Here is a 20065-nt window from a genome sequence, read left to right on the forward strand (position 1 = left end):
GAATTCTCCAAACGAAAGTAACAACATAGAGATAAAAAAGATCAAAAATATTCTATTCATGATCATCTTCACCCTGGGTAATATTTTTCGTTGTCTGCCCGAAATTGGCCATGTTCACTTTGGATCGGATTTCATATGTGATTTTCGGAAGCTCCTCATTCCACCTGTTCCGATATCGGTCTCGCCACTCTCGCGGATAATTCCTTGACAATGCGATTCCTAACCCGATGAAGTCTGATTGTTTCTGTTGGATCGTTTGCATCATATGTTTCACACCGCTATTGATTTGCTCGACGAGCTTCGCTTGCAGCATTCTAATATTTTTCTCTTCCTCGAGATCGAGGTTTGACTGATTCTCCACCACAACGGCAGAAGCGTAGAGGTCAATTTTGAAATGGATGTGGCCTTTCTTGATCACGGGCTTGATATTCGCCCTTCCTTTTGAAAGACTAATGGTAAGCCGTTCGTGCTTGTTAAGAGACACCACAACAGAAAACGGTGTAAAATCGCGTTGGAACAATCGCAAGCCGAGCAGTTCTTTGGGCTTCGCGATGGCTACGAGCTTGTCCTGTCGAAATAAGCCTACCCCCGTCGCCTCTATTTCTTTTGACTTTCCTTTCGGATGGGAATCCACTGCTGCCAGAACGGGTAAAATGGCATCAACCCCTGGTGTACCGAGCATTTGGGCAACATCCTTCAGCGATACTGTAATGCCCCCCATCTTGACCAACTCACGCATCGCTTCTCCTGAGAAACGTTCAAATTGCGGCTGAGCGGTTAGTAATTCGATTCCTTTGCCTTTTGTCATCACAATGTAAGCTGTCAGTCTGTTTTCCGGAAAGCGTGCCACAATATCCAGCACATCCGACATTCCGTCCTTCGCCAGTTCTTCGCCTATGACGATCATCCGGTGATGGGAGTAGTAAATTTCTCGAGACATTCTTGCTTGGATCAATCCATTCGCATCCCGAATTGTCCTGCCTACTGCGGAATCAACGTAATAACTCTTATCACCACTCGTCCCACCACCACCTCCGGACTGTGCGCCTAGGCTGCTGACCAGTGGGACCTGAATGGATAACCGATACCTTCCGTCTGGTTCCTTATCCATCGCCATTGCAATGACGATGGCCATATCATTTACTTCACGGCGATCCCAACATCCCGATACTAGGAACATACAGAGCGACACTACTACCAATATGCGGGTCACAGTCTTCACGATTGCCCCTCCTCGCTCTGATGACGATTGCCTGTAACCCCTGATTGCCCTCCTCTTTGCTGGATAGAATTCGCATAACCATCGTTCATACGCCTAGCATTTTGAACGCCCAAAAAGCTCGGGCGTTTTTCCATCATCGACCATGGTGCCCTCATCAATACGTCTTTGAGGTCGCCGATCGACAGTGGAGCTAGCGGCGATAAATACGGGACACCAAAAGAACGCAGGTTAGCCATATGACCGAGGATTAGCAACAAGGATACCAGCATCCCATAGATGCCGAGAATCGAAGCCGCAATCATGATCGGAAAGCGCAGCATTCGCAGTGAAATCGATGCATTAAAATGCGGGATAGTAAATGAAGCAATCCCTGTAAGCGATACGACGATAACCATGGGGGCAGAAACAATCCCTGCCTGCACAGCTGCCTGACCGACGACCAGCGCTCCTAAAATACTGACAGCTTGCCCGACTGTTTTCGGGAGACGAATCCCCGCTTCTCGCAAGGCTTCAAAAGAAATTTCCATGATAAAAGCCTCCACAATAGCAGGAAAAGGAATGGACTCGCGCGCAGCCGCAATACTTAAAAGGAGCGTGGTTGGCAGCATCTGTTGGTGATAAGTCGTAATGGCCACATATAAGGCAGGAGTAATGAGCGAAATGATGAGGAACACATAACGCAACAGTCGAACAAACGTAGCCATTTGAAATCGCTCGTAATAATCCTCACTCGCCTGCATCATCATCCAAAACGTAACAGGCGCTATCAAAACCATCGGTGTCCCATCCACAAATATCGCGACACGTCCCTCCAGCAATGCCGCAGCAACTGTGTCTGGGCGTTCTGAATACATAACCTGAGGGAAAGGCGAGTACGTGTTATCCTGGATCATCTCTTCGATATATCCACTTTCCAGCACCGCATCCATATTGATCTTGCTGATTCGACCAGTGACCTCCTGTACGATCTCTGGATCAGCAATCCCATCAAGAAAGGCAACCACCAGATTGGTGTTCGTCTCACGTCCAACTACCAAGGACTTCATTTTCAATCGAGGTGTTCGCAATTTGCGCCGCAGCATCGACGTGTTCGTGCGAATATTTTCGATAAAACCTTCACGTGGCCCCCGTACGACAGCTTCTCCTTCTGGTTCGTTAACGGAGCGTTTTTCTGCTCCACGAATGCCAAGCGTGAGCGCTTCTGTGTTGCCCTCAACAAGAATGCCTGTATCACCTGAAAGCACAGCTTGTAGCAGCTTTTTATAATCGTCTACTCTTCCCATCTGGGAAACGGGCAAAAGTGACTCTTCTATCACTTTTATATCTTGATCGCCGTCTTCAAGCACCATTAACGATTTCAGCGCAGAATTGACCTCTTTGGTATCAATCAGCCCATCTACGAAGACAGCAATCGCACGGACACTGTTTTTTTGACGGAATTCTCGTATGACAAAATCGGAGCAATCAGAGAACATTTTTTTCAACAGATCTATGTTCTCTCCCAATTGAGGCGAAATCGGTATACCCTCCAACTCAATCAAGCTGCAGGCATTCATTGTCTCAATCAGTTCTTTCATTTTATCTTTCTTCTTGAATTTCATTTCATCACCAACCCAACCACTGGAAAGCTACCCGTATTATGGTTGATTGGCAGGAAATATATGCAAAGAGGAATTCCTTTTACATAGAGAAACTCGGATGGGAGATAGTAGGAACACCTATCCCTTTTAAAAAGAAGGTGAAAACAACATTGCGTCCTGCAACAAAAGAGTACGAGCTGACGATCGACACTCACACATTGTCCATTACAAATCCTGACAAGCCTCTATGGCCACTAGCCAAGGTAACCAAGCTAGATTACTTGCGCTATTTGCTGATTGTCTCAGCCCCACTCCTACGGTATAGCAAGGATCGGCTCTTAACCGTCATTCGCTACCCTCACGGAGTTGGCGACAAGCACTTCTACCAAAAAAACGCCCCTGACTATGCGCCCGACTGGATCCAAACGCACACGTGGGAAAATGTTCGTTACGTACTGTGCAATGACCGGGCGACACTCGTGTGGATGGCAAATCAAGCAGCATTGGAGTGGCACGTCTCCTTTCACCTCGCCACGGATGAGACTCCGACAGAGCTCGTATTTGACCTCGATCCTTCAACAGATGATTTTGCCGTTGTGATAGAGTCTGCCCTCTTGTTGAAACAGCTTCTCGATGAATTACAGCTGCCTTCCTGGGTCAAAACATCTGGTTCCAGCGGCTTGCAAGTATACGTTCCGATTGAACTCCGCTATACGTTTGAACAGACGCGCCAGGTCGGACATTTTATTGCATCCTATCTAGTCAGCAAGCATCCATCACTATTAACCATCGAGCGCTTGGTGAAGAATCGGGGAGATAAGCTGTACATTGACTATTTGCAACATTGGCGAGGAAAAACATTGCCAGCCCCTTATTCAACTCGTGCAAAAGAACAGGCAACCGTATCAACACCACTCCTGTGGGAGGAGGTTCCCCATTCTCATCCCACAGACTTCACCGTTTATACGGTACCCAAACGGCTGGAAACATTCGGAGATTTATTCTCATCCGTATCTACTCCGACGAAACGAGCCTCCCTTGATGCCATCCTCGGCTTTTTGCAGTCCCAGTAAGCCATTAGTTGGAATCCAGCAGCCCATTTGTGCTATACTTGGCACAGATGTTTTGAGGCAAGGAGGCACATTCATGATCGATCCGATCGCAATTGCAATCGGCCCCTTAAAGATTCACTGGTATGGCATTATTATGGGGCTGGCGTTTTTCTTGGGTACTTATCTCGCTCGCTACAATTCCAAACGTTCTGGCATTGATCCTGATCACGTCTTGAACATGGTGGTTCTGATCATTCCAGCAGCCATCGTTTGTGCAAGATTGTATTATGTTACGTTTGAATGGGAGCAGTACAAAGACAATCCACTGGACATCTTCGCAGTTTGGCAAGGCGGCTTGGCTATTCACGGTGGATTAATCGGTGGTGTTCTGGCAGGAAGCTGGTATATTCGAAAACATAATCTGCCGTTCCTACGTTTGGCTGACATTTTTATGCCAAGTGTTATCTTGGGTCAAGCCATCGGACGTTGGGGTAACTTTATCAACCAGGAAGCCCATGGTGGTCCCGTCTCTGCTGAGTTTATGGAAAAGTTCCCTGCATTCATCCGTGAGCAAATGTTTATCGGCGGACAATATTACCACCCTACGTTTTTGTATGAATCGATCTGGAACCTTTTCGTTTTCGCCGTTCTCATGTTCATGCTGTACCGATTCAAAAAATTCGATGGGCAGGTCTTGTTCAGCTACATGATCCTGTATTCACTCGGTCGCTTTTACATTGAGGGAATGCGTACAGACAGTCTGTTAATAGCAGATACTCTACGTGTCGCTCAATTAGTCAGTCTGTGCTTAATTGCTGCCGGTGTCATCTTGATGCTCGTGTTTGCACGCAAAAGCAAGCAGACAGGACATTCCCAAAACTCGATTGAATAGTGTCAACATGCCATATCTATTACCACTCAGGTCAGTCCAACTGGGTGGTTTTTTCTTTACCTTGTCTGAATTGTCGCAATGCAGGCAATAACTAGGAGAAAGAATGAAAAAAGGAGGGGAATCAGATGGATGATGGAATTTTGGAAGAGTATCTCGATCGCTACGTACGTATTCATTTTGCTCCTGATATGATCGGTCAAGGATTATCTGCATTTGCAGAAGGCAAATTGTATGATTACAGCCAAAATGGGATATTAATTGAAGAACGGGATGGCTCGCTGGACTATATCCCATTCTCTGCCGTACGCCTCGTGCAAATTAAACCCAAGCCCGGTTTATGGGAGCGTTTAACTGGATCAAGTTAATGAAAAAGACACCTTCCCGCATACTCTACTACACGGAAAGGTGTCTGTTGTATAAAGATGTAGCTCTACAGAAATACGTCAAAAACGACGTAGCATGCAGCAGCCAAAAGTCCTGTAATCGGAAGGGTAATGACCCAAGTGACCAAGATTCGGCCAGCCAGGCCCCATTTTACTGCGTTCAGCTTTTGCGATGCCCCAACCCCCAAGATGGCGGATGTGATCACGTGCGTTGTGCTCACCGGCAGTTTCAAAGCTGTAAAGATTGTGATAATCAAGGCAGAAGACAAGTCTGCTGAGAAACCGGAAACTGGCTTGATTTTCATAATCTTACCACCCAAGGTCTTGATGATACGCCATCCACCAAAGGCTGTACCTAAAGCCATTGCAACAGCAGCTGATAGTTTTACCCACAGTGGAATGACGAATTCGCCCGGTGCTTGAATCAAGAATCCACCTGAAATCAGAGCAAGGGTGATTACGCCCATTGTTTTTTGCGCATCGTTGGCTCCATGGCTGAAGGCCTGCCAAGCTGCTGACACTACTTGCATCGAACGGAAACCTCGATTGGTTTTGTGGTACGCTGAGTTACGAACAAACCAAGAAACAAGCTTGATCACGACAAAACCAACAGCAAACGCAACAAGCGGGGATACGATCAACGCTTGGATAATGCTAATGAAGCCTGACCAGTTAATGGCACCACTTCCTGCGGCACCAAAAGCAGCACCTGCAACGCCTCCGATAATCGCATGCGAGGACGAGCTAGGAATTCCGAACCACCAGGTGATTAGGTTCCACAAAATCGCAGATGTCAACGCGGCCAAAACGACGACCAATCCATTTTCCAGCTTAAATGGATCGGTAATGCCTCCCCCGATTGTCTTCGCTACACCCGTATACGAGAGTGCCCCAAGCAAGTTACACACGGATGCAATAATAATCGCGGTTTTCGGACTTAATGCACGCGTCGAAACAGAAGTCGCAATCGCGTTCGCCGTATCATGAAAACCATTGATAAAGTCAAAAGCTAGCGCCATGATGACGACGAGTACGAGAATAATCACCTCTGGCGAAAGATCAGGCATTCTTTAACACGATCCCTTCTACCAGGTTGGAGACGTCCTCAGCGAAGTCAGCACAGTCTTCGAGTTTATCATAAATCTCTTTGAGTTTGATCGCTTCCATTGGGTTGGTATCAGGAGAATTCAACAAATCAGATACCATTTTACGGTAGTTGGAGTCAGATTCATGCTCCAAGTCTTTGATTTCCCCAGCGATTTGTGTAACAACTTTATGATCCAGCTTGCGCAGTGTGCGAATCAGCTCGATCAGCTTAGCCGAGCATTTCACCAAAATATTGGCTTGTGCCAATACACGTGGATCTGGTTGAGTCACTTGGTACAGATACATACGATCAGCGACACCGTCAATGTAGTCGATCATCGAGTCCATCGTATGAGCGAGCTGGTGAATGTCTTCACGCTCAAGCGGAGTGATAAAAGTAGAGTTCAACTCGTTCATAATACGACGAACGATTTCGTCTCCTTCTTTCTCGACAGCCTTGATTGCCTTAACCTTTGTTTCTAGATCTTGATAGTTTCCTATCATTTCATAGAAAAGATGAGTTCCTTTGTGCACAGTGGCAATCTGCTGCTCGAACAGATCAAAGAAGATATACTTGTTTGATTTCAACATACGGGACTTCTTCACTCCTTTGAATAAATCACACCTAACAGATTATATCGAAAGTTATTGTTTCCGTAAATTTAAAATCAAGGTCAAATGTGTATATTTTTCTTTAAGGAATTATTAAGTTTTTGTAAATGCTCTTTACAATCAAAAAAAACACCCGTGTCAAGTGAGCTGACGAGTGTTAGTTTTGCCAATATTTATCTTTTCATTCGAGGCGACCATCATGCAGTCTTTCCTTTTTTTCGCTTCATACATAAGCATATCTGCTTTTTTCGCTAACTCTTCCGCTGTTGAAGCATGGTGAGGATACGAGGCTACTCCGATACTGACCGTGACACCTGAAAGAGCGTGTCGGACTTGATTTTGAATTCGTTCTCCGATTGCGAGTCCTCTCATTGTGTCGGTATGCGTTAACAAAACGACGAATTCTTCCCCACCCCATCTTCCAACCGTATCTTGTTTTCGTACACTTGCCTGCAAAAGCCCTGCAAATTGGCAAAGGAGTCGGTCACCTTCCAAATGACCATATGAATCATTGAATATTTTGAAATTATCCAAATCGATAAACAATAGAGTAACAGATTGATGATTGCTTTTTGCCAACTCTACTTCTTCGACCAGCTTGTCCAGAAATCTACGATTGACGAGAACGCCTGTAAGTGAATCGTGATAAGCCATCTGCCGCAACTGATCTACATACTTCCCTATTTGATAGGCAGCAAGCGTCTGAATGACAGCCACAAGTAAAAGAAAGACAATCATACTCTCATCCGTCGGCAATCCGTATCCGATCAGCCAAACCGAGATGATCACACAGGACATTCCCAAGCTAATCCAGCGCGAACCCAAAGTACACTACCCCCGATCTATCCGATGTAACCCTCTTTCAATTCGTACATTAGTCCTATCTAACGAAATCTATAGTAGGTCTTTTTTCATATAATAAGGAATATTTTACCTATCTTTTTTTGTAAGTTCAAGAAAAACCGCGAACCTGCCGATGAATTGGAACCAATTGGAAGGGATAAGCTAATGGCTAATAAAAACAGACGGGAGTGAATGAATGTATGCCCCGTATTGAAGCAGTGGCTACAGCAGTACCTTCCCACGAGATTACACAAGAGGATTCCATGAAGCTGGCACGCCTATTTTTTCAAGATGCTTTTCCCGACATAGACCGTTTGTTACACGTCTTTGCACACAGTCACATTCAGAAGCGGCATTTTAGTATGCCAATGGATTGGTTTTTGGAGGACCGGCCGTTTGCAGAGAAAAATCAGCTGTATATCGAACATGCCGAAGCCTTGGCAGAGGAAGCAGCCCGAAAGTGTTTGACAAAAGCTGGTGTCGAGCCTTCTTCCATCGATTGTCTGATGTTTGTATCAAGCACTGGTATTGCTACTCCAAGCCTTGATTCCCGCTTGCTCCACCGTTTAGGACTCCGTCCACAAGCAACCCGTGTCCCGTTGTGGGGCCTGGGCTGTGCCGGTGGTGCGATGGGATTGTCGCGGGCATGTGAATACACCCAGGCTTTTCCCTCGCGGCGAGTATTGCTTGTGAGCGTAGAACTGTGCGGCTTGACCTTCATCCGACAAGATTTGTCCAAAAGCAATTTGGTCGCAACGTGCCTATTTGGAGATGGAGCTGCAGCCGTATTAATAGAAGGCGACCAAGTCTTGTCTTCTTCTGACGCGCCCAAGGTTCAATTTTGTGATGCACGAACAACAACATGGCCGGACACCGTAGATGTCATGGGATGGGAATTGACCGATCCGGGGTTAAAAGTCATTTTCTCTCGCGACATCCCTACTCTCATTCGTTCTTCGATGCGAGAAAACGTCGAGAGCTTTTTGTCACCGCATGGGATGTCTATCGATCATCTGCGTCATTTCATTTTCCATCCAGGTGGAGCCAAGGTATTAACGGCTTACCAGCGGTCTCTCGGCATTGGTACAGAAGCCACTCGTTTTTCTGAAGATGTCTTAACCAATTTTGGAAACATGTCTTCTCCTACGGTTCTGTTCGTCTTGGAAAAGAGCATGGAGAGGGCGTGGGAGCCGGGAGATCGCGGTTTGGTCGCTGCACTTGGACCTGGATTTAGCTCCGAGCTGTTACTTCTGGAGGCGAGATAGTCATGTTGCTCTTCTTTGGATTCGTTATGTGTGCAGTCGTGTTGCAGCGACTGGTCGAGCTTCTCGTTGCCGTGAGGAATGCCCGCTTTATCCGGTCAAAAGGGGGTTACGAGGTTGGGGCGAGTCATTACAAATACATCGTCCTTCTTCATCTTCTCTTTTTTCTCTCGCTTATTTTCGAAGTGGTGAGCAAAAGCAGTGCCATGGTTCTCCCCTCTTGGTGGGCGGTTCCGTTTAGCCTGTTTTTAATCGCGCAAGGGCTTCGTTACTGGTGTATTCGTTGCCTGGGCAAGCGATGGAATACCCGCATCTTCATACTCCCGGGCGTGGCTCCGATCAAACGAGGTCCGTATCGGTTCATTCGTCACCCCAACTACTTGGTCGTATCACTTGAGGTGCTCCTACTCCCCCTGACATTTTCCGCTGTGACAACTGCCCTGACGTTTTCTCTCTTGAATGCCTGGCTGCTCCTGCGTATACGGATTCCCCTGGAAGAAGCAAGCGTCTACGCTGGTCATCGTGAGTCATAAAAACGAAAAGTCTTTGGCACATGCACATGCCAAAGACTTTTTATCGTGCAAAAGGTTTATCACTTGTCATTCAGCGGGAAAAGAAAAGAAGCTGTTACTCTTTCCCGTGAGGTGGATCAAGTGAATCGTACAACCATAGTGGAGCCTCAGGAGACGAAACGTATCATCGTCCGAGACTTTTTCGCTTTGATTGAAACGGTACCGAACAAGGATGACCAGGCTAGTATTCAAACCTTTCTTCGCTATTTGCAAAGTCTGCTAAGAATCAAGCAAGTCGTTCCTCCGGTTGTGGAAATCATGACGGTCATCAAACAAAACAAGCCACTTCTCTACCACGCGGCACGCAGAATTACCCTTCCTTCAAGCAATCTGCACATGCTATTTCAGCTAGAAATGGATATTATGCTTGCTCACGAAAGGCTCCGTCAGTACGACAAATGATTTGGGTAGGCTTTGCCTTACCCTTTCAAGTTTTCTGGATTCAGACATTCAAGCTCTGCAATGACAAAACGACCATCTTTGCGAATCAGGACGTCATCAAACCAGATTTCCCCTCCGCCCCAATCCGGACGCTGGATGGAAACCATGTCCCAGTGCACAGACGATTTGTTGCCATTGTATGCTTCGTCATAGCATTGACCAGGCGTGAAGTGGAAGCTTCCGTCTATTTTTTCGTCAAACAAGATATCTTTCATCGGGTTGCGAATGTAAGGATTCACACCGATAGCGAATTCCCCAACGAAGCGCGCTCCCTCGTCCGTATCCAAAATTTGATTCAAGCGATCGGTATCGTTCGCTGTTGCTTCCACAATTTTGCCGTCCTTGAAGGTCAGACGAACATTTTCGAAAGTGAAGCCGTGGTATGGTGTTGGCGCATTATGAGTGATAACGCCATTTACGGAGTCCTTCACAGGTGCTGTATACACTTCACCATCTGGAATATTGCGAAGGCCAGCGCATTTTACAGCAGGAATGTCCTTGATGGAGAAGGTGAGATCCGTTTCAGGTCCTACCAAGCGTACCTTGTCTGTGCGATTCATCAAGTCAACCAGACTGTCCATTGCTTTGTCCATTTTCGCGTAATCCAGGTTACATACTTGGAAGTAAAAATCTTCAAAAGCTGCTGTAGACATGTTCGCGAGCTGTGCCATGGAAGGATTCGGATAACGAAGAACAACCCACTTCGTTTTAGGCACGCGTACGTTCATCACTGGCAGCTCATACAGGCGAGAATAGATGCTCAGCTTGTCACTTGGAACATCAGCCATCTCATTGATGTTATTCGCTGCACGAATCCCGATGTACCCTTGCATTTTCTCCATGAGTTCAACTTCATGTTGAGCCATGGTCTTCAACTGCTCTTCATTGCAATTCATTGCGATTTCTCGGCTTACGGCGGGATCAATCAATTGAACATAAGGACTGCCGCCTGCTTTGTAAATCTCACGCACGAGGGCTTGCACCAAATCCGGTGTGTCCCCTTTCGCGTTGATCAAAATGTTTTCCCCTGGCTGTACTCGTACAGAATAGTTAACCAGATTGTACGCTAATTGATCTAATCGTGAGTCTCTCATTCGTGGCACACCCTTTTTAAATTTTCTGATTCCTCTTGTATTTTTACCGATACAATCTACTAAGTCAATAAAAAATTTTTTATCAATGAAATAGAAAGCGGCCAGCCTCCTTGCATCCAGGCTGACCTTGCTCTTTTCCTGTGTTTTTACATCGTCTGTTCCTTGTCCTCAATGGTTCCCATCTTGTACATGTCACTGACCAACTCCTGCGTCGTAGCCAGACCTGCCGTATATTCGTCTGCCTCTTGATAATAGACGGCTCCTCCTGCATCCTCAGTGCTCAACTCTCTCGCCCTGGATCGAACCTGATCCTTATCATGACCTGCCATTTTCGACCCTCCTTCCTTTTGGTTTCGATCGGCTATAGTTTGTACGGGAATCTCCAGATTTAGCCGAAAAAAAGACGCCTTGCCCAATCGAGGGACAAAGCGTCTTTTGTAAAGGAAATTATTTATTGTTATCGGATTCAGGTGCACTCATTGTCCAACCAGCAGCTGGAGCACTTACAGGAGTGATGCGATTCGTTGTAACAAATTGATCTGTTCCTGGCATCGCTGTCCATCCAGCTACAGTAGAGATTACTGGAACGTATTGGCCACTCACCAGTACGAACTCATCTTTACCTGGCATCATCATCCAGCCACCTTGTTGATTCAGCCCTTGAATAGGGTTAACGGTTTCTGGAGCTACTGGTTTTACTTCTGTTGTAGGTGCAGGTGTTGTTTCAGTTGCAGGTGTTGTTTCAGTTGCAGGCTTTTCTTCAGTTGCAGGCTTTTCTTCAGTTGCAGGTTTTTCTTCTGTAGTCGTTGTTGTTGCTTCTGTTGCAGTAGTCGTTTCAGTAGCTTTTACTGCCTCTTCTGCAAATGCAGCTTGTGTGAACAGAGCCGCTCCTAAGATACAAGAACTCATGATCAGTGTGCTTTTCTTCTTCATATGTGTACACTCCCATTCCCGCGGTACACACTTTTGTCTTGCAAGAATGTCCCCAGACCCGAACTTGATGGCCATGTCTATATGGACTGCTGCATTTTCCTGAGGAAATACGTAAACTGGTCTAACTCGTTATCATTCAGATTCTCCAGCAGCTTTCCTACGAGTGCTCTCCTGTCGCACAAAAGTCCTTCCAGAGTCGGAATCGCTTGTTGTGATAATGTGACCCACACTACACGTCGATCCTGTTCGTCTCGGACACGGTCGATAAAACCAGCCTTCACTAACCGATTGAGTGCAATGGTGGTGGCACTATTGGACAGTTTCAAAATGGTCGCCAGCTCAGAAACTGTGCTTCGTCCTTTTTGATGTAGCACACGCAGCAGGATAAACTGCTTCGGACTGATTGACTCTTCTTCTAGCCAATTGTTAATAAAGAAACGAGCAATTTCGACAAATACTCGATCCAGTTCCTCAAGTTTACTGGCACGGGACATATTGCTCACAACATCACCTATTTTCGGAAAATTAATAATATAAGTACTTTTACTATAAAACTATATAGCTTAAGTACTGGAAGATCAAGAGAACTCCCGAAATTATTTCTTTTCACGAAAGATATGTATGAGCCAGACAAAGTGTTTACCACTTAATATTTTTATTGTAAAACTTATTTCAAGAACATCTTAACTCAAACAGGAAAAACTGACAATAGGTAAGCTTGCAAAATAATGTTAAGACTTTTTCCTTCTTCACCCACGCAGCCAATTATTTCCTTGAATCATCTTTCGTATCCATTCGTAAAGCATGTATAATGGGAAGACAGCCTTATACACACGAGGCATTTGACCCAGGCATATTTGCCACAGAATCTACATACATAGGAGAATTTCAATGGAACAAACCAACCCTACCTCAAAATGGAAAGTGGAATTGCTCGATTGGTTAAAATCGTTTGTTTTGATTGGCGGATTAACTGCTTTTATCTACGTCTTTGTCATGGCTCCCTACGTTGTCCAAGGGCGTTCCATGGAAAGTACGCTGCATGACCGCGAGCGCGTCATCGTAAACAAAGCGATTTACTACCTCAAAGAACCGCAGCCTGGCGATATCGTCATCGTTCATCCAGATGCAACTGGCGACAATTGGATCAAGCGCGTGGTCGCAGTAGCTGGAGACACCGTTGAAGCCAAAAATGATCAAGTGTATGTCAATGGCCAACCTCTCAGCGAAGAGTATCTGGTCGAAAACAAGCTCAAAACCTCTACAGCAGGTGTGACGTTAACCGAAGATTTTGATCCTGTGAAGATTCCTGAGGGCAGCGTGTTTGTCATGGGGGATAATCGCAACAACAGCATGGACAGCCGCGTCATTGGCCCTGTTCAACTGGATCATGTAGTAGGACGCGCAGAAGTCGTATACTGGCCGCTGTCCCAGGTCCGTCTCCCACGTTAGCATTTATCCAGACTTCAAAAAGCCGCTCCTTATCGGGGCGGCTCTTTTGTTTTCGATGGCGCTATTTGTGGGCAATTGCCGCTTCAGAAAAATAATCCTCCAAAGTAAGGCCACCTGCCATAATTTCTTTCGCCATTTCCTTCCCAACATAACGCAAATGCCAAGGCTCATACGCATATCCAGTCGTATCTTCCTTGCCCTTCAAATAACGAATGACGAACCCAAAGTCTGCACAGTTGGCTGCCAGCCATATTCCTTCAGGTGTCTCAGCAAAGGATTCTTCCAAGCGTGTACTTGCATCATATCCAGACACATCCATAGCTAAACCAGTCTGATGCTCGCTCTTTCCAGGTACGGCACTGTAGGCAGCAGCATGTTCAGCACCTTGCGTCCTTACATACGTTTCGTACAGCGATTTTTGGGTCTTATACGAGCGGTAGCCAGAAACAGCATACAGTTCGATACCTTCTGTCTTTGCTTTGGCAAACAGCTCTTCTAATGCTTGAGCAGCTTCTGCTCTCAGCAATCGCTTCTCCACTTTTTCATCAAAAGGAAACGGCACATTCGGCTCCACCAAATCCGGTGGAATATAATCGGCAGGCAGTGCCCGCTGTTTATTTACGACAACCGAGAGCTCTGTTTCATTCGTAACGGTTGGCACTCCATCCACATCTTTTATCGTCTCTGCAAGAGATGCCCGTTGGGGACGTGCTGTCTCCTCGTTATTTGGCTCAACTGTCGTTGACTGCGTTCCCTCACCCGTGGACTGTCCATTCGACTCGCTGGATAACAATCCACTTAATGAGGGAGGTTCACATCCACTGAGTAGTGCTACTGATAGTGCTGCGACGATCGCAAGGCTGCTGGTGCGATTTTTGTTCATGATCGATCCTCCTGGTTCCTTACAGACACATACGTTCTGCTCTACCTTACCATGGAGTACTACGAAAGAAAAGGTAGATAGGTCACGCTTTTTCGAAAGGTCTATTCCTCGTTTAGTTTTTTGACAAGCGCTGGTAACCATTCATCCAACGACCAAAACGGGAAGCCCGCGGCCTTAGCCTTCCCGTTATCCATGTAAAAGGATGCTACAAATCCAAAGGGAGACGCATCAGAAGCATCTGTCGTTGGCTCGATTCGGGCAGGTTTTCCGACTGTTTGCCCAATCATCTCCATCAGCTCAGCAAGCGAAACAGTCCCATCCGAGCACGCATTCACTGGCCCTGTGATGGACGTTGTCGCCACCCATGCCAAAAATTGAGCTGCTTCCTGTGCATGTATGAAACACATCCGGGTAGTGGGATTCGTGATTCCAATCGGTTGCTCTTCTTGCACATGCTCAATATGAAACCATAGCCGACGTGTGTAATCGTCTTCCGCTAGCACAATTGGAAAACGAACAGCTACGACAGGGAAGGCCTTTTCCTGAAAAAAGACGGCTTCTGCTTGACGTTTCCCCTCTTGATAGGTTGTCTCGTCTCTCGTTTTCTGGTTGATTTCATACGTGTATGGATCAAATGCTTCTTCCCGTAATGGTTCCTCTGCATAATCATAGACGGACAAGGTAGAGGTCAAAACGTACGTCCCCACTTTGCCCCGAAAAACTTTACACGCATCCATTGCATTTTGGGAGGAATAACAGATGTTATCATACACCACGTCCCATTGCTCTTCTCCTGCAACTGCTAGTGAATGGACGTTATCGCGATCAAGCGTCATTCTTTTGACAGAGGCAGGCAACTCCACTTGGGAAAGCCCCCTCGTTGCCACAGTAACGTCTGCCCCAGCTTCAACGAGAAGCTGGACTAATCGCTTTCCAAAAAATCGCGTTCCTCCGAGTATAAGTACTTTCTTCATTTTTGCTACATCCTTTCCTTGATCAGCCTACTTTTTGCTATTCAACTCGATGGACCGCTCTCCTTCCTTCCACATGACCGTATAGCCCAGCTTCTCGCCAACTTTTTTGACAGGCAAGTAAGGAATTCCCTGCACCATGACCACATCAGACTGGAAGGACGTCACTTTTTGTCCCAACCCTAACAGCAACTTTTTGGCGTGAACATACGCTACTCCATTTATCATCACTTTTTGCTCTGCTGTATATGGGTAGACATTGCCGTTTACTCGTAAATCAAAGGGGCCTTCTTTTTCTCTTAGAGGCTGCATTGGCTGAGCAGCCGTATACGCAATGGCATCGACCCCGAGTACAGTACCCTCGCGTGTGTTATCGGCTCCGCCGTACATTTTTCCTGTTTCAAAATCGTACACAATCGCTTGGACGTTGCCAATGTTCGACGGTTCCTCAGCAAAGACGTGACCTTTTGCCATCAATTGCAGGATGGTATCTTGGTCAATGCCCGCTTCCCACGTCACATTCGGATAGCTGCTAGAAAAAATGCGTGGTGCACGGATCGCATCCTCAATTTCCATTCCATGATCGATCACATTGAGAATCGTCTGCGATACGGAGGCGATAATCGTGGAGCCACCAGGTGAGCCAATTGCTAAAAAAGGCTTCCCGTCTTTTAGCACCATAGTTGGTGTCATGCTCGAACGTGGACGCTTGCCGGGCTCGACCTGATTGACACCGCCAGGAATCGCGTCAAAATCTGTAAGCTCATTATTGAGCATGAAGCCATAACCAGGAACCATCACACCGCTGCCAAAAATATCTTCAATGGTGGTCGTATACGCAACGACATTCCCCCATTTGTCCATCACAGAGAAGTGCGTGGTCTGCTTGACCGGAGATTGATCTCTCAGTTTCATGGACACTTCTGGCTTTTTGCCAGGATCGTACTTCCAAGGATCTCCTGCCACTATATTGGCATTCCCAGTTTCTTCACGAATGAGCTGACGTCGTTCCTTGATGTATTCGTCTGCAATCAGCCCCTTTTTCGGTACCGGATAAACGTCCTCATCCGCCATATAAGCCGCCCGATCTGCGTAGGCGAGGTGGTTGGCTTCGATCAGATGATGCAAATAGGCCACCGACCCGATTCCGTCCTTTTTGTTATCGTAGCCTTCCATCAGCTTCAAAATCTGAATAAGTGTCAAGCCGCCAGAGCTGGGTGGTGCCATCGAAATCACTTCATATCCGCGATACATGCCACGGACTGGTTCACGCTCTTTCACTTGATACGCCTGCAAATCATCGCGTGTCATGGTGCCACCTGTTCTTTGTACCTCCTCGACGAGGGCCTTGCCAATTTCCCCTTCATACAAGGCATCCGAGCCTTTGTCGCGGATGATCTTCAACGTTTTCGCCAATTGGGGCTGAACCAGCATCTCGCCTTCTTTGAGTGGAACTCCGTTTGGCGCAAACACCTGTGCAGCAGTACCGTGCTTTTTCAGCTTTTCCATGGAATTGGCAATAAATTGAGCGGACACCCAGTTGATGCGAACTCCTTTTTCCGCCAATTCAATCGACGGTTCTATCACTTTTCCCAAGTCCCATGTCCCATACGATTCCAGCGCCTGCTCTACACCCAGCAATGTCCCTGGGACACCTACGGCCTGACCGCTCGTATGTCTCTCCTCAAATGGGATCGGCGAACCATCTGCCCGCAAAAACATAGTGGGAGTCACCTTGGCAGGCGCCACTTCCCGACTATCTATCACCGTCACTTTGTTCTGATCCTTCACATAAATCATCATGAAACCACCGCCGCCGATACCGGACATATACGGTTCTGCCACATTCAGAGCAAATTGGATCCCAGCCGCAGCGTCAATCGCATTGCCGCCCTTTGCCAAGATATCTCTACCGACCTGCGCCGCTGCTGGATGAGAGACCGCGACAATTCCTTTTGTAGCTCCTTGCACACCTGCTGGCACACCTGGGACTTTTCCTACAGCAAAATGAGGAAACGAAAGCACGGAAACAATCGAGAGAGCAACCAACATCCCTTTTTTCATGCGATCCCTCCTATTCCATTTCATTACTTCTACCTATTATTATAATTTTCAGCATTTTTTAAGGTCAACCCACATTCACAGTTGCCTAGGCAAACTTTTCTCTACAGAAAAAAACACTCTTCTGCAGCAAGACTTGTCGTCTCACAGAAGAGTGTTGCGATTTTTGCTTATGGCATGATGACCAAATTGCTCACCACGCGTCGTTCTTTGCCGCCAGAAGGCTTGTTCAGCAGCTTGCCATTGTAATAAAACGCACTGGAGCCGCCGCCGTCGAGGTTATACGCATCCACGACATGCCACTCTTGTAGCTTTCTTTGCGCTTCCTCCAGCGTAACACCATTACTCCAGCCATCTCGTCTTCCATCAATGACAATCAGCAGCAAATCGCCGTTGTCGAAATGGCCGATCAGTGTTCGCGGTTGACGTGCATTCGCCCATTCACGAGGGATAGGCAATCGCTTTCCGTCCTGCAAGAGACGCGGCAAAAAGCTCGCTCCCTGCAATATCCCTTGTTGCGTAATTTGCGCCTGCGTCTTGATGCTTGTTCCGACCAGATGACCTTTGTTGTTAAAGCCGACAAAGCTCAGCTTCGCATTATTGGAAAAGGTTCGAATCTTGCCGTCAACAACAGTAATACCTAACGGAGTCAGATTGCCCTGCTTGTCCGCCATAAAGCCGCCTGCATTGATCGCAAGAATGGCTCCTGTACGTTTACCAGCTTGACTCGTCGTTTCTCCCTTACTTTTCACGGAGTTGTTGGCCAGCACCATTTTCAACGCTTTCGGATCATTGAGGCGAACTTTGGCCATATAACCGCGGTATCCACCTTCTTGCAGGGAATAGACTTTTACTGTCGAGTTTTTCCCAAAGTGTTGACCGATCGGCTTGCCAAGCATGTTGGACAAAATCGTGTCCAATACATCCGCAGATTTTTGCGTCTGGGATTTGCTCGCTTCAAGTGCGCTGCTGATGTTCTTGTTTTGTTGCTCGTATTCTTTCTGTTCCTTTTTCGAGCGATCCTGGATGTCTTCGATGACGACTTCTACATTCCGAAGCTGCACCTTGGTGTCGTTGAGCCGTTCCCCCAGCTCATCTGCTTGGCTCTTCGCTACGGCAGAAGGAAGCTTCAGGCCTTCTGTCTGGAGCTTGTCCACTGGATTATCCAGCCCAAAAGCGACCAAAAAACCGAGAGCAGGCGCCAACAGAAAGAGAAAGAAACGGTTGATCTTACCAAGCACGGGCTGCATCCTCCAATTTTTTCAGAGATGCTTTCAAATCAACCAGCTGTTTGTTGAGCTGGTCAACCCGATCCTGCAGAGCTTCTTTGGTCTTGTTCGTGCCACCAATGGTTTCACCCGTCAATGCCAGATCTTCTTCCAGATTTCCCAGACCCTTCTGGACATTTTGCATTTCTTCCTGCACCAGAGTCAATTGATCTCCCAATGCCTTCATCTGCTTTTGGTTATCTTCTTGAATTTGATCAATTCGTTGGTTCACAAATTGCTGTTGCTTGTCCAACGTATAAACAGCAAAGGCATATCCAGCGTAGGCGAGTCCTACCCAGACCAGAACGGCCAAAACGATCGGTAGTAAAGGACGCTTACCTTCTGTCTGGGAGGGAATCAATGCCTGAAAAAGGCTGCCTCTTCTGCGTCTTCCTTTTTGCTTCCCGTTTGCCGGGAGTGGCAGTGTGGGTGACGAAGTCGATGACGTTCCCATGTATTTGTCGTCCATCGGCTCCCTCCTCCTTTCTGTGACATAGAGTGAGGTTTCATTATAACATAGAAAGTTTTTGAATCAGCATTTTGCTGAATAATGGATAAATAAGTCGAGAAAAGAAAATACCGCCATTTATTTGGCGGTATCTCGCTTTATTTTCGGAGTTGAAATTCGCTTTGCAGCTGATTGTGCAGTCTTTGCAAAAACAGGATCGGGTCTTCCTTGGTGGTCTGTTCGTCAACAAGCTCTAATTTTTTGCGCATGATGCTGGCAATTTGATTCCCGAGTTCATATTTTTTCGCTTGAGATAAAGAAGATGATCTGCTGATGAAGGAGGAAAGCAGCTGCCAGTCCTCTCGGGTGATCGCCTGTTTTTGGCGCTCTTCAAGCACGAGTAGCGCATGATTCAAATCAAAGCCGTTTGGCTGTTTGTCTTTCTTTTTCTGAAAAAGAGTCGATCGCTGTCCAGACTCTACCACGACAATTGTGCCCGCTACCATATCGCCAATTCGCTTATCACGGGGGTGGAAAAAGCATACGAGCGCCCCGAGAAAATAACCAGTTGGCATTGCGTCAATGATGCGAAACAGATTCCGGATCGTCGAGGAAACAAACGTCGCAGGCTGTCCGTTTTCACGGATGACCCGGATTCCGACCAGCCTTTTGCCAACGGTCTGTCCGCCCCAGAGTGCTTCCTGTAACCAAAAGTAACCAAAATTCACTACGAAGATAACCAGCAGGACGATGGCCAACGCGTAGTTGCCAGAATCCAGGAAAAAATCATCTTCATTTCCAAATAAAACTATACCAAACAAAATAAATACAGTAAGATTAACCAGGAGCAAGATTCCTGTATCTATCAGCATCGCAGTGGCGCGGCTGCCTAGACCTGCCGTCTGAAATCGCAGCATAACATGCTCGGGTGTCACGACAGAAGCTTCTCGATTTGACCCACTGACGTATGTCGGTTCATTCATGATGGTTTTCTTCCCCCCCTCGAAACT

At 46.8% G+C, this 20065-nt stretch carries 22 protein-coding genes; 7 read left to right on the forward strand and 15 right to left on the reverse strand.

Translation table 11 applies throughout. From position 1 onward, the window contains the following. Positions 1–52: 52 nt before the first annotated feature. Together C7R92_RS06150 and C7R92_RS06155 are read right to left on the reverse strand one after the other, a co-directional pair. Entirely contained in the window at positions 53–1222 is a 1170-nt protein-coding gene (locus tag C7R92_RS06150) for a Ger(x)C family spore germination protein (protein ID WP_106833570.1), read from the reverse strand. Beyond that, positions 1219–2823 (reverse strand): spore germination protein, encoded by a 1605-nt coding sequence (locus C7R92_RS06155; protein WP_069849376.1) that lies wholly within the window; start codon positions 2821–2823, stop codon positions 1219–1221. Before C7R92_RS06155 ends, C7R92_RS06150 begins: the two co-directional genes overlap by 4 nt. Before the next feature lie 149 nt (positions 2824–2972). Here C7R92_RS06155 and ligD point away from each other — a divergent pair, with 149 nt between their 5' ends. The 3 genes from ligD (at position 2973) to C7R92_RS06170 (ending at position 5111) form a co-directional block, all read left to right on the forward strand. Then, positions 2973–3875, forward strand: coding sequence for a non-homologous end-joining DNA ligase (gene ligD / locus C7R92_RS06160; protein WP_069849378.1), 903 nt, complete (start codon positions 2973–2975; stop codon positions 3873–3875). 73 nt (positions 3876–3948) lie between these two features. Beyond that, complete coding sequence (lgt, locus tag C7R92_RS06165; RefSeq protein WP_017249397.1) at positions 3949–4746, forward strand: prolipoprotein diacylglyceryl transferase; 798 nt, start codon at positions 3949–3951, stop codon at positions 4744–4746. A 125-nt stretch (positions 4747–4871) separates the two neighbouring features. Continuing rightward, the gene (locus C7R92_RS06170) at positions 4872–5111 is read left to right on the forward strand and encodes a hypothetical protein (protein ID WP_017249398.1); all 240 of its coding nucleotides are present in this window, start codon (positions 4872–4874) and stop codon (positions 5109–5111) included. Between the two features lie 65 nt (positions 5112–5176). On the opposite strand, the gene C7R92_RS06175 is transcribed toward C7R92_RS06170, so the two are convergent. The 3 genes from C7R92_RS06175 to C7R92_RS06185 all read right to left on the reverse strand — a co-directional run bounded on the left by C7R92_RS06175 (position 5177) and on the right by C7R92_RS06185 (position 7652). Next, entirely contained in the window at positions 5177–6196 is a 1020-nt protein-coding gene (locus C7R92_RS06175) for an inorganic phosphate transporter (RefSeq protein WP_017249399.1), read from the reverse strand. Beyond that, positions 6189–6806, reverse strand: coding sequence for a DUF47 domain-containing protein (locus tag C7R92_RS06180; RefSeq protein WP_007728239.1), 618 nt, complete (start codon positions 6804–6806; stop codon positions 6189–6191). The genes C7R92_RS06175 and C7R92_RS06180 overlap by 8 nt, the downstream gene beginning before the upstream one ends. A 159-nt stretch (positions 6807–6965) precedes the next feature. Continuing rightward, positions 6966–7652, reverse strand: a complete 687-nt coding sequence (locus C7R92_RS06185; RefSeq protein WP_017249400.1) for a GGDEF domain-containing protein — start codon at positions 7650–7652, stop codon at positions 6966–6968. Between the two features lie 218 nt (positions 7653–7870). On the opposite strand from C7R92_RS06185, the gene C7R92_RS06190 reads away from it, so the two are divergent. The 3 genes from C7R92_RS06190 (at position 7871) to C7R92_RS06200 (ending at position 9906) form a co-directional block, all read left to right on the forward strand. Then, a complete protein-coding gene (locus tag C7R92_RS06190; protein WP_026043150.1) occupies positions 7871–8935 on the forward strand; it encodes a type III polyketide synthase in 1065 nt (354 codons plus the stop codon). Between the two features lie 2 nt (positions 8936–8937). Next, positions 8938–9465, forward strand: coding sequence for an isoprenylcysteine carboxyl methyltransferase family protein (locus C7R92_RS06195; protein WP_106833571.1), 528 nt, complete (start codon positions 8938–8940; stop codon positions 9463–9465). A 120-nt stretch (positions 9466–9585) separates the two neighbouring features. Next, complete coding sequence (locus tag C7R92_RS06200) at positions 9586–9906, forward strand: hypothetical protein (RefSeq protein WP_026043151.1); 321 nt, start codon at positions 9586–9588, stop codon at positions 9904–9906. A 17-nt stretch (positions 9907–9923) separates the two neighbouring features. Here C7R92_RS06200 and C7R92_RS06205 read toward each other — a convergent pair whose 3' ends face one another. From C7R92_RS06205 to C7R92_RS06220, 4 genes are all read right to left on the reverse strand, one after another. Further along, entirely contained in the window at positions 9924–11039 is a 1116-nt protein-coding gene (locus C7R92_RS06205) for an aminopeptidase (RefSeq protein ID WP_106833572.1), read from the reverse strand. A 146-nt stretch (positions 11040–11185) separates the two neighbouring features. Beyond that, positions 11186–11368, reverse strand: coding sequence for a DUF4025 domain-containing protein (locus tag C7R92_RS06210; protein WP_069849392.1), 183 nt, complete (start codon positions 11366–11368; stop codon positions 11186–11188). Between the two features lie 118 nt (positions 11369–11486). Further along, positions 11487–11972: a hypothetical protein gene (locus C7R92_RS06215; protein WP_106833573.1), complete on the reverse strand. Its 486-nt coding sequence runs from the start codon at positions 11970–11972 to the stop codon at positions 11487–11489. Positions 11973–12049: 77 nt separating this feature from the next. Next, positions 12050–12475, reverse strand: coding sequence for a MarR family winged helix-turn-helix transcriptional regulator (locus C7R92_RS06220; protein WP_017249407.1), 426 nt, complete (start codon positions 12473–12475; stop codon positions 12050–12052). Positions 12476–12863: 388 nt separating this feature from the next. Here C7R92_RS06220 and lepB point away from each other — a divergent pair, with 388 nt between their 5' ends. Then, a complete protein-coding gene (lepB, locus tag C7R92_RS06225) occupies positions 12864–13424 on the forward strand; it encodes a signal peptidase I (protein WP_106833574.1) in 561 nt (186 codons plus the stop codon). A 61-nt stretch (positions 13425–13485) separates the two neighbouring features. Here lepB and C7R92_RS06230 read toward each other — a convergent pair whose 3' ends face one another. From C7R92_RS06230 to C7R92_RS06255, 6 genes are all read right to left on the reverse strand, one after another. Then, positions 13486–14307 carry a M15 family metallopeptidase gene (locus C7R92_RS06230; RefSeq protein ID WP_069849399.1) on the reverse strand — a complete coding sequence of 274 codons (822 nt, stop codon included), beginning with the start codon at positions 14305–14307 and terminating at the stop codon, positions 13486–13488. A gap of 101 nt (positions 14308–14408) precedes the next feature. Further along, positions 14409–15281 (reverse strand): NAD-dependent epimerase/dehydratase family protein, encoded by an 873-nt coding sequence (locus tag C7R92_RS06235; protein WP_106833575.1) that lies wholly within the window; start codon positions 15279–15281, stop codon positions 14409–14411. Between the two features lie 27 nt (positions 15282–15308). Next, positions 15309–17342: a gamma-glutamyltransferase gene (ggt, locus tag C7R92_RS06240; RefSeq protein WP_106833576.1), complete on the reverse strand. Its 2034-nt coding sequence runs from the start codon at positions 17340–17342 to the stop codon at positions 15309–15311. Between the two features lie 167 nt (positions 17343–17509). Beyond that, on the reverse strand, positions 17510–18589 hold the full coding sequence (locus C7R92_RS06245; protein WP_106833577.1) for a phosphodiester glycosidase family protein: 1080 nt from the start codon (positions 18587–18589) through the stop codon (positions 17510–17512). Continuing rightward, complete coding sequence (locus tag C7R92_RS06250) at positions 18570–19076, reverse strand: coiled-coil domain-containing protein (RefSeq protein WP_017249413.1); 507 nt, start codon at positions 19074–19076, stop codon at positions 18570–18572. The genes C7R92_RS06245 and C7R92_RS06250 overlap by 20 nt, the downstream gene beginning before the upstream one ends. A gap of 137 nt (positions 19077–19213) precedes the next feature. Beyond that, entirely contained in the window at positions 19214–20038 is an 825-nt protein-coding gene (locus C7R92_RS06255) for an RDD family protein (RefSeq protein ID WP_017249414.1), read from the reverse strand. Positions 20039–20065: the final 27 nt, after the last annotated feature.

This window comes from Brevibacillus porteri (assembly GCF_003013475.1).
Lineage (GTDB): Bacteria > Bacillota > Bacilli > Brevibacillales > Brevibacillaceae > Brevibacillus > Brevibacillus porteri.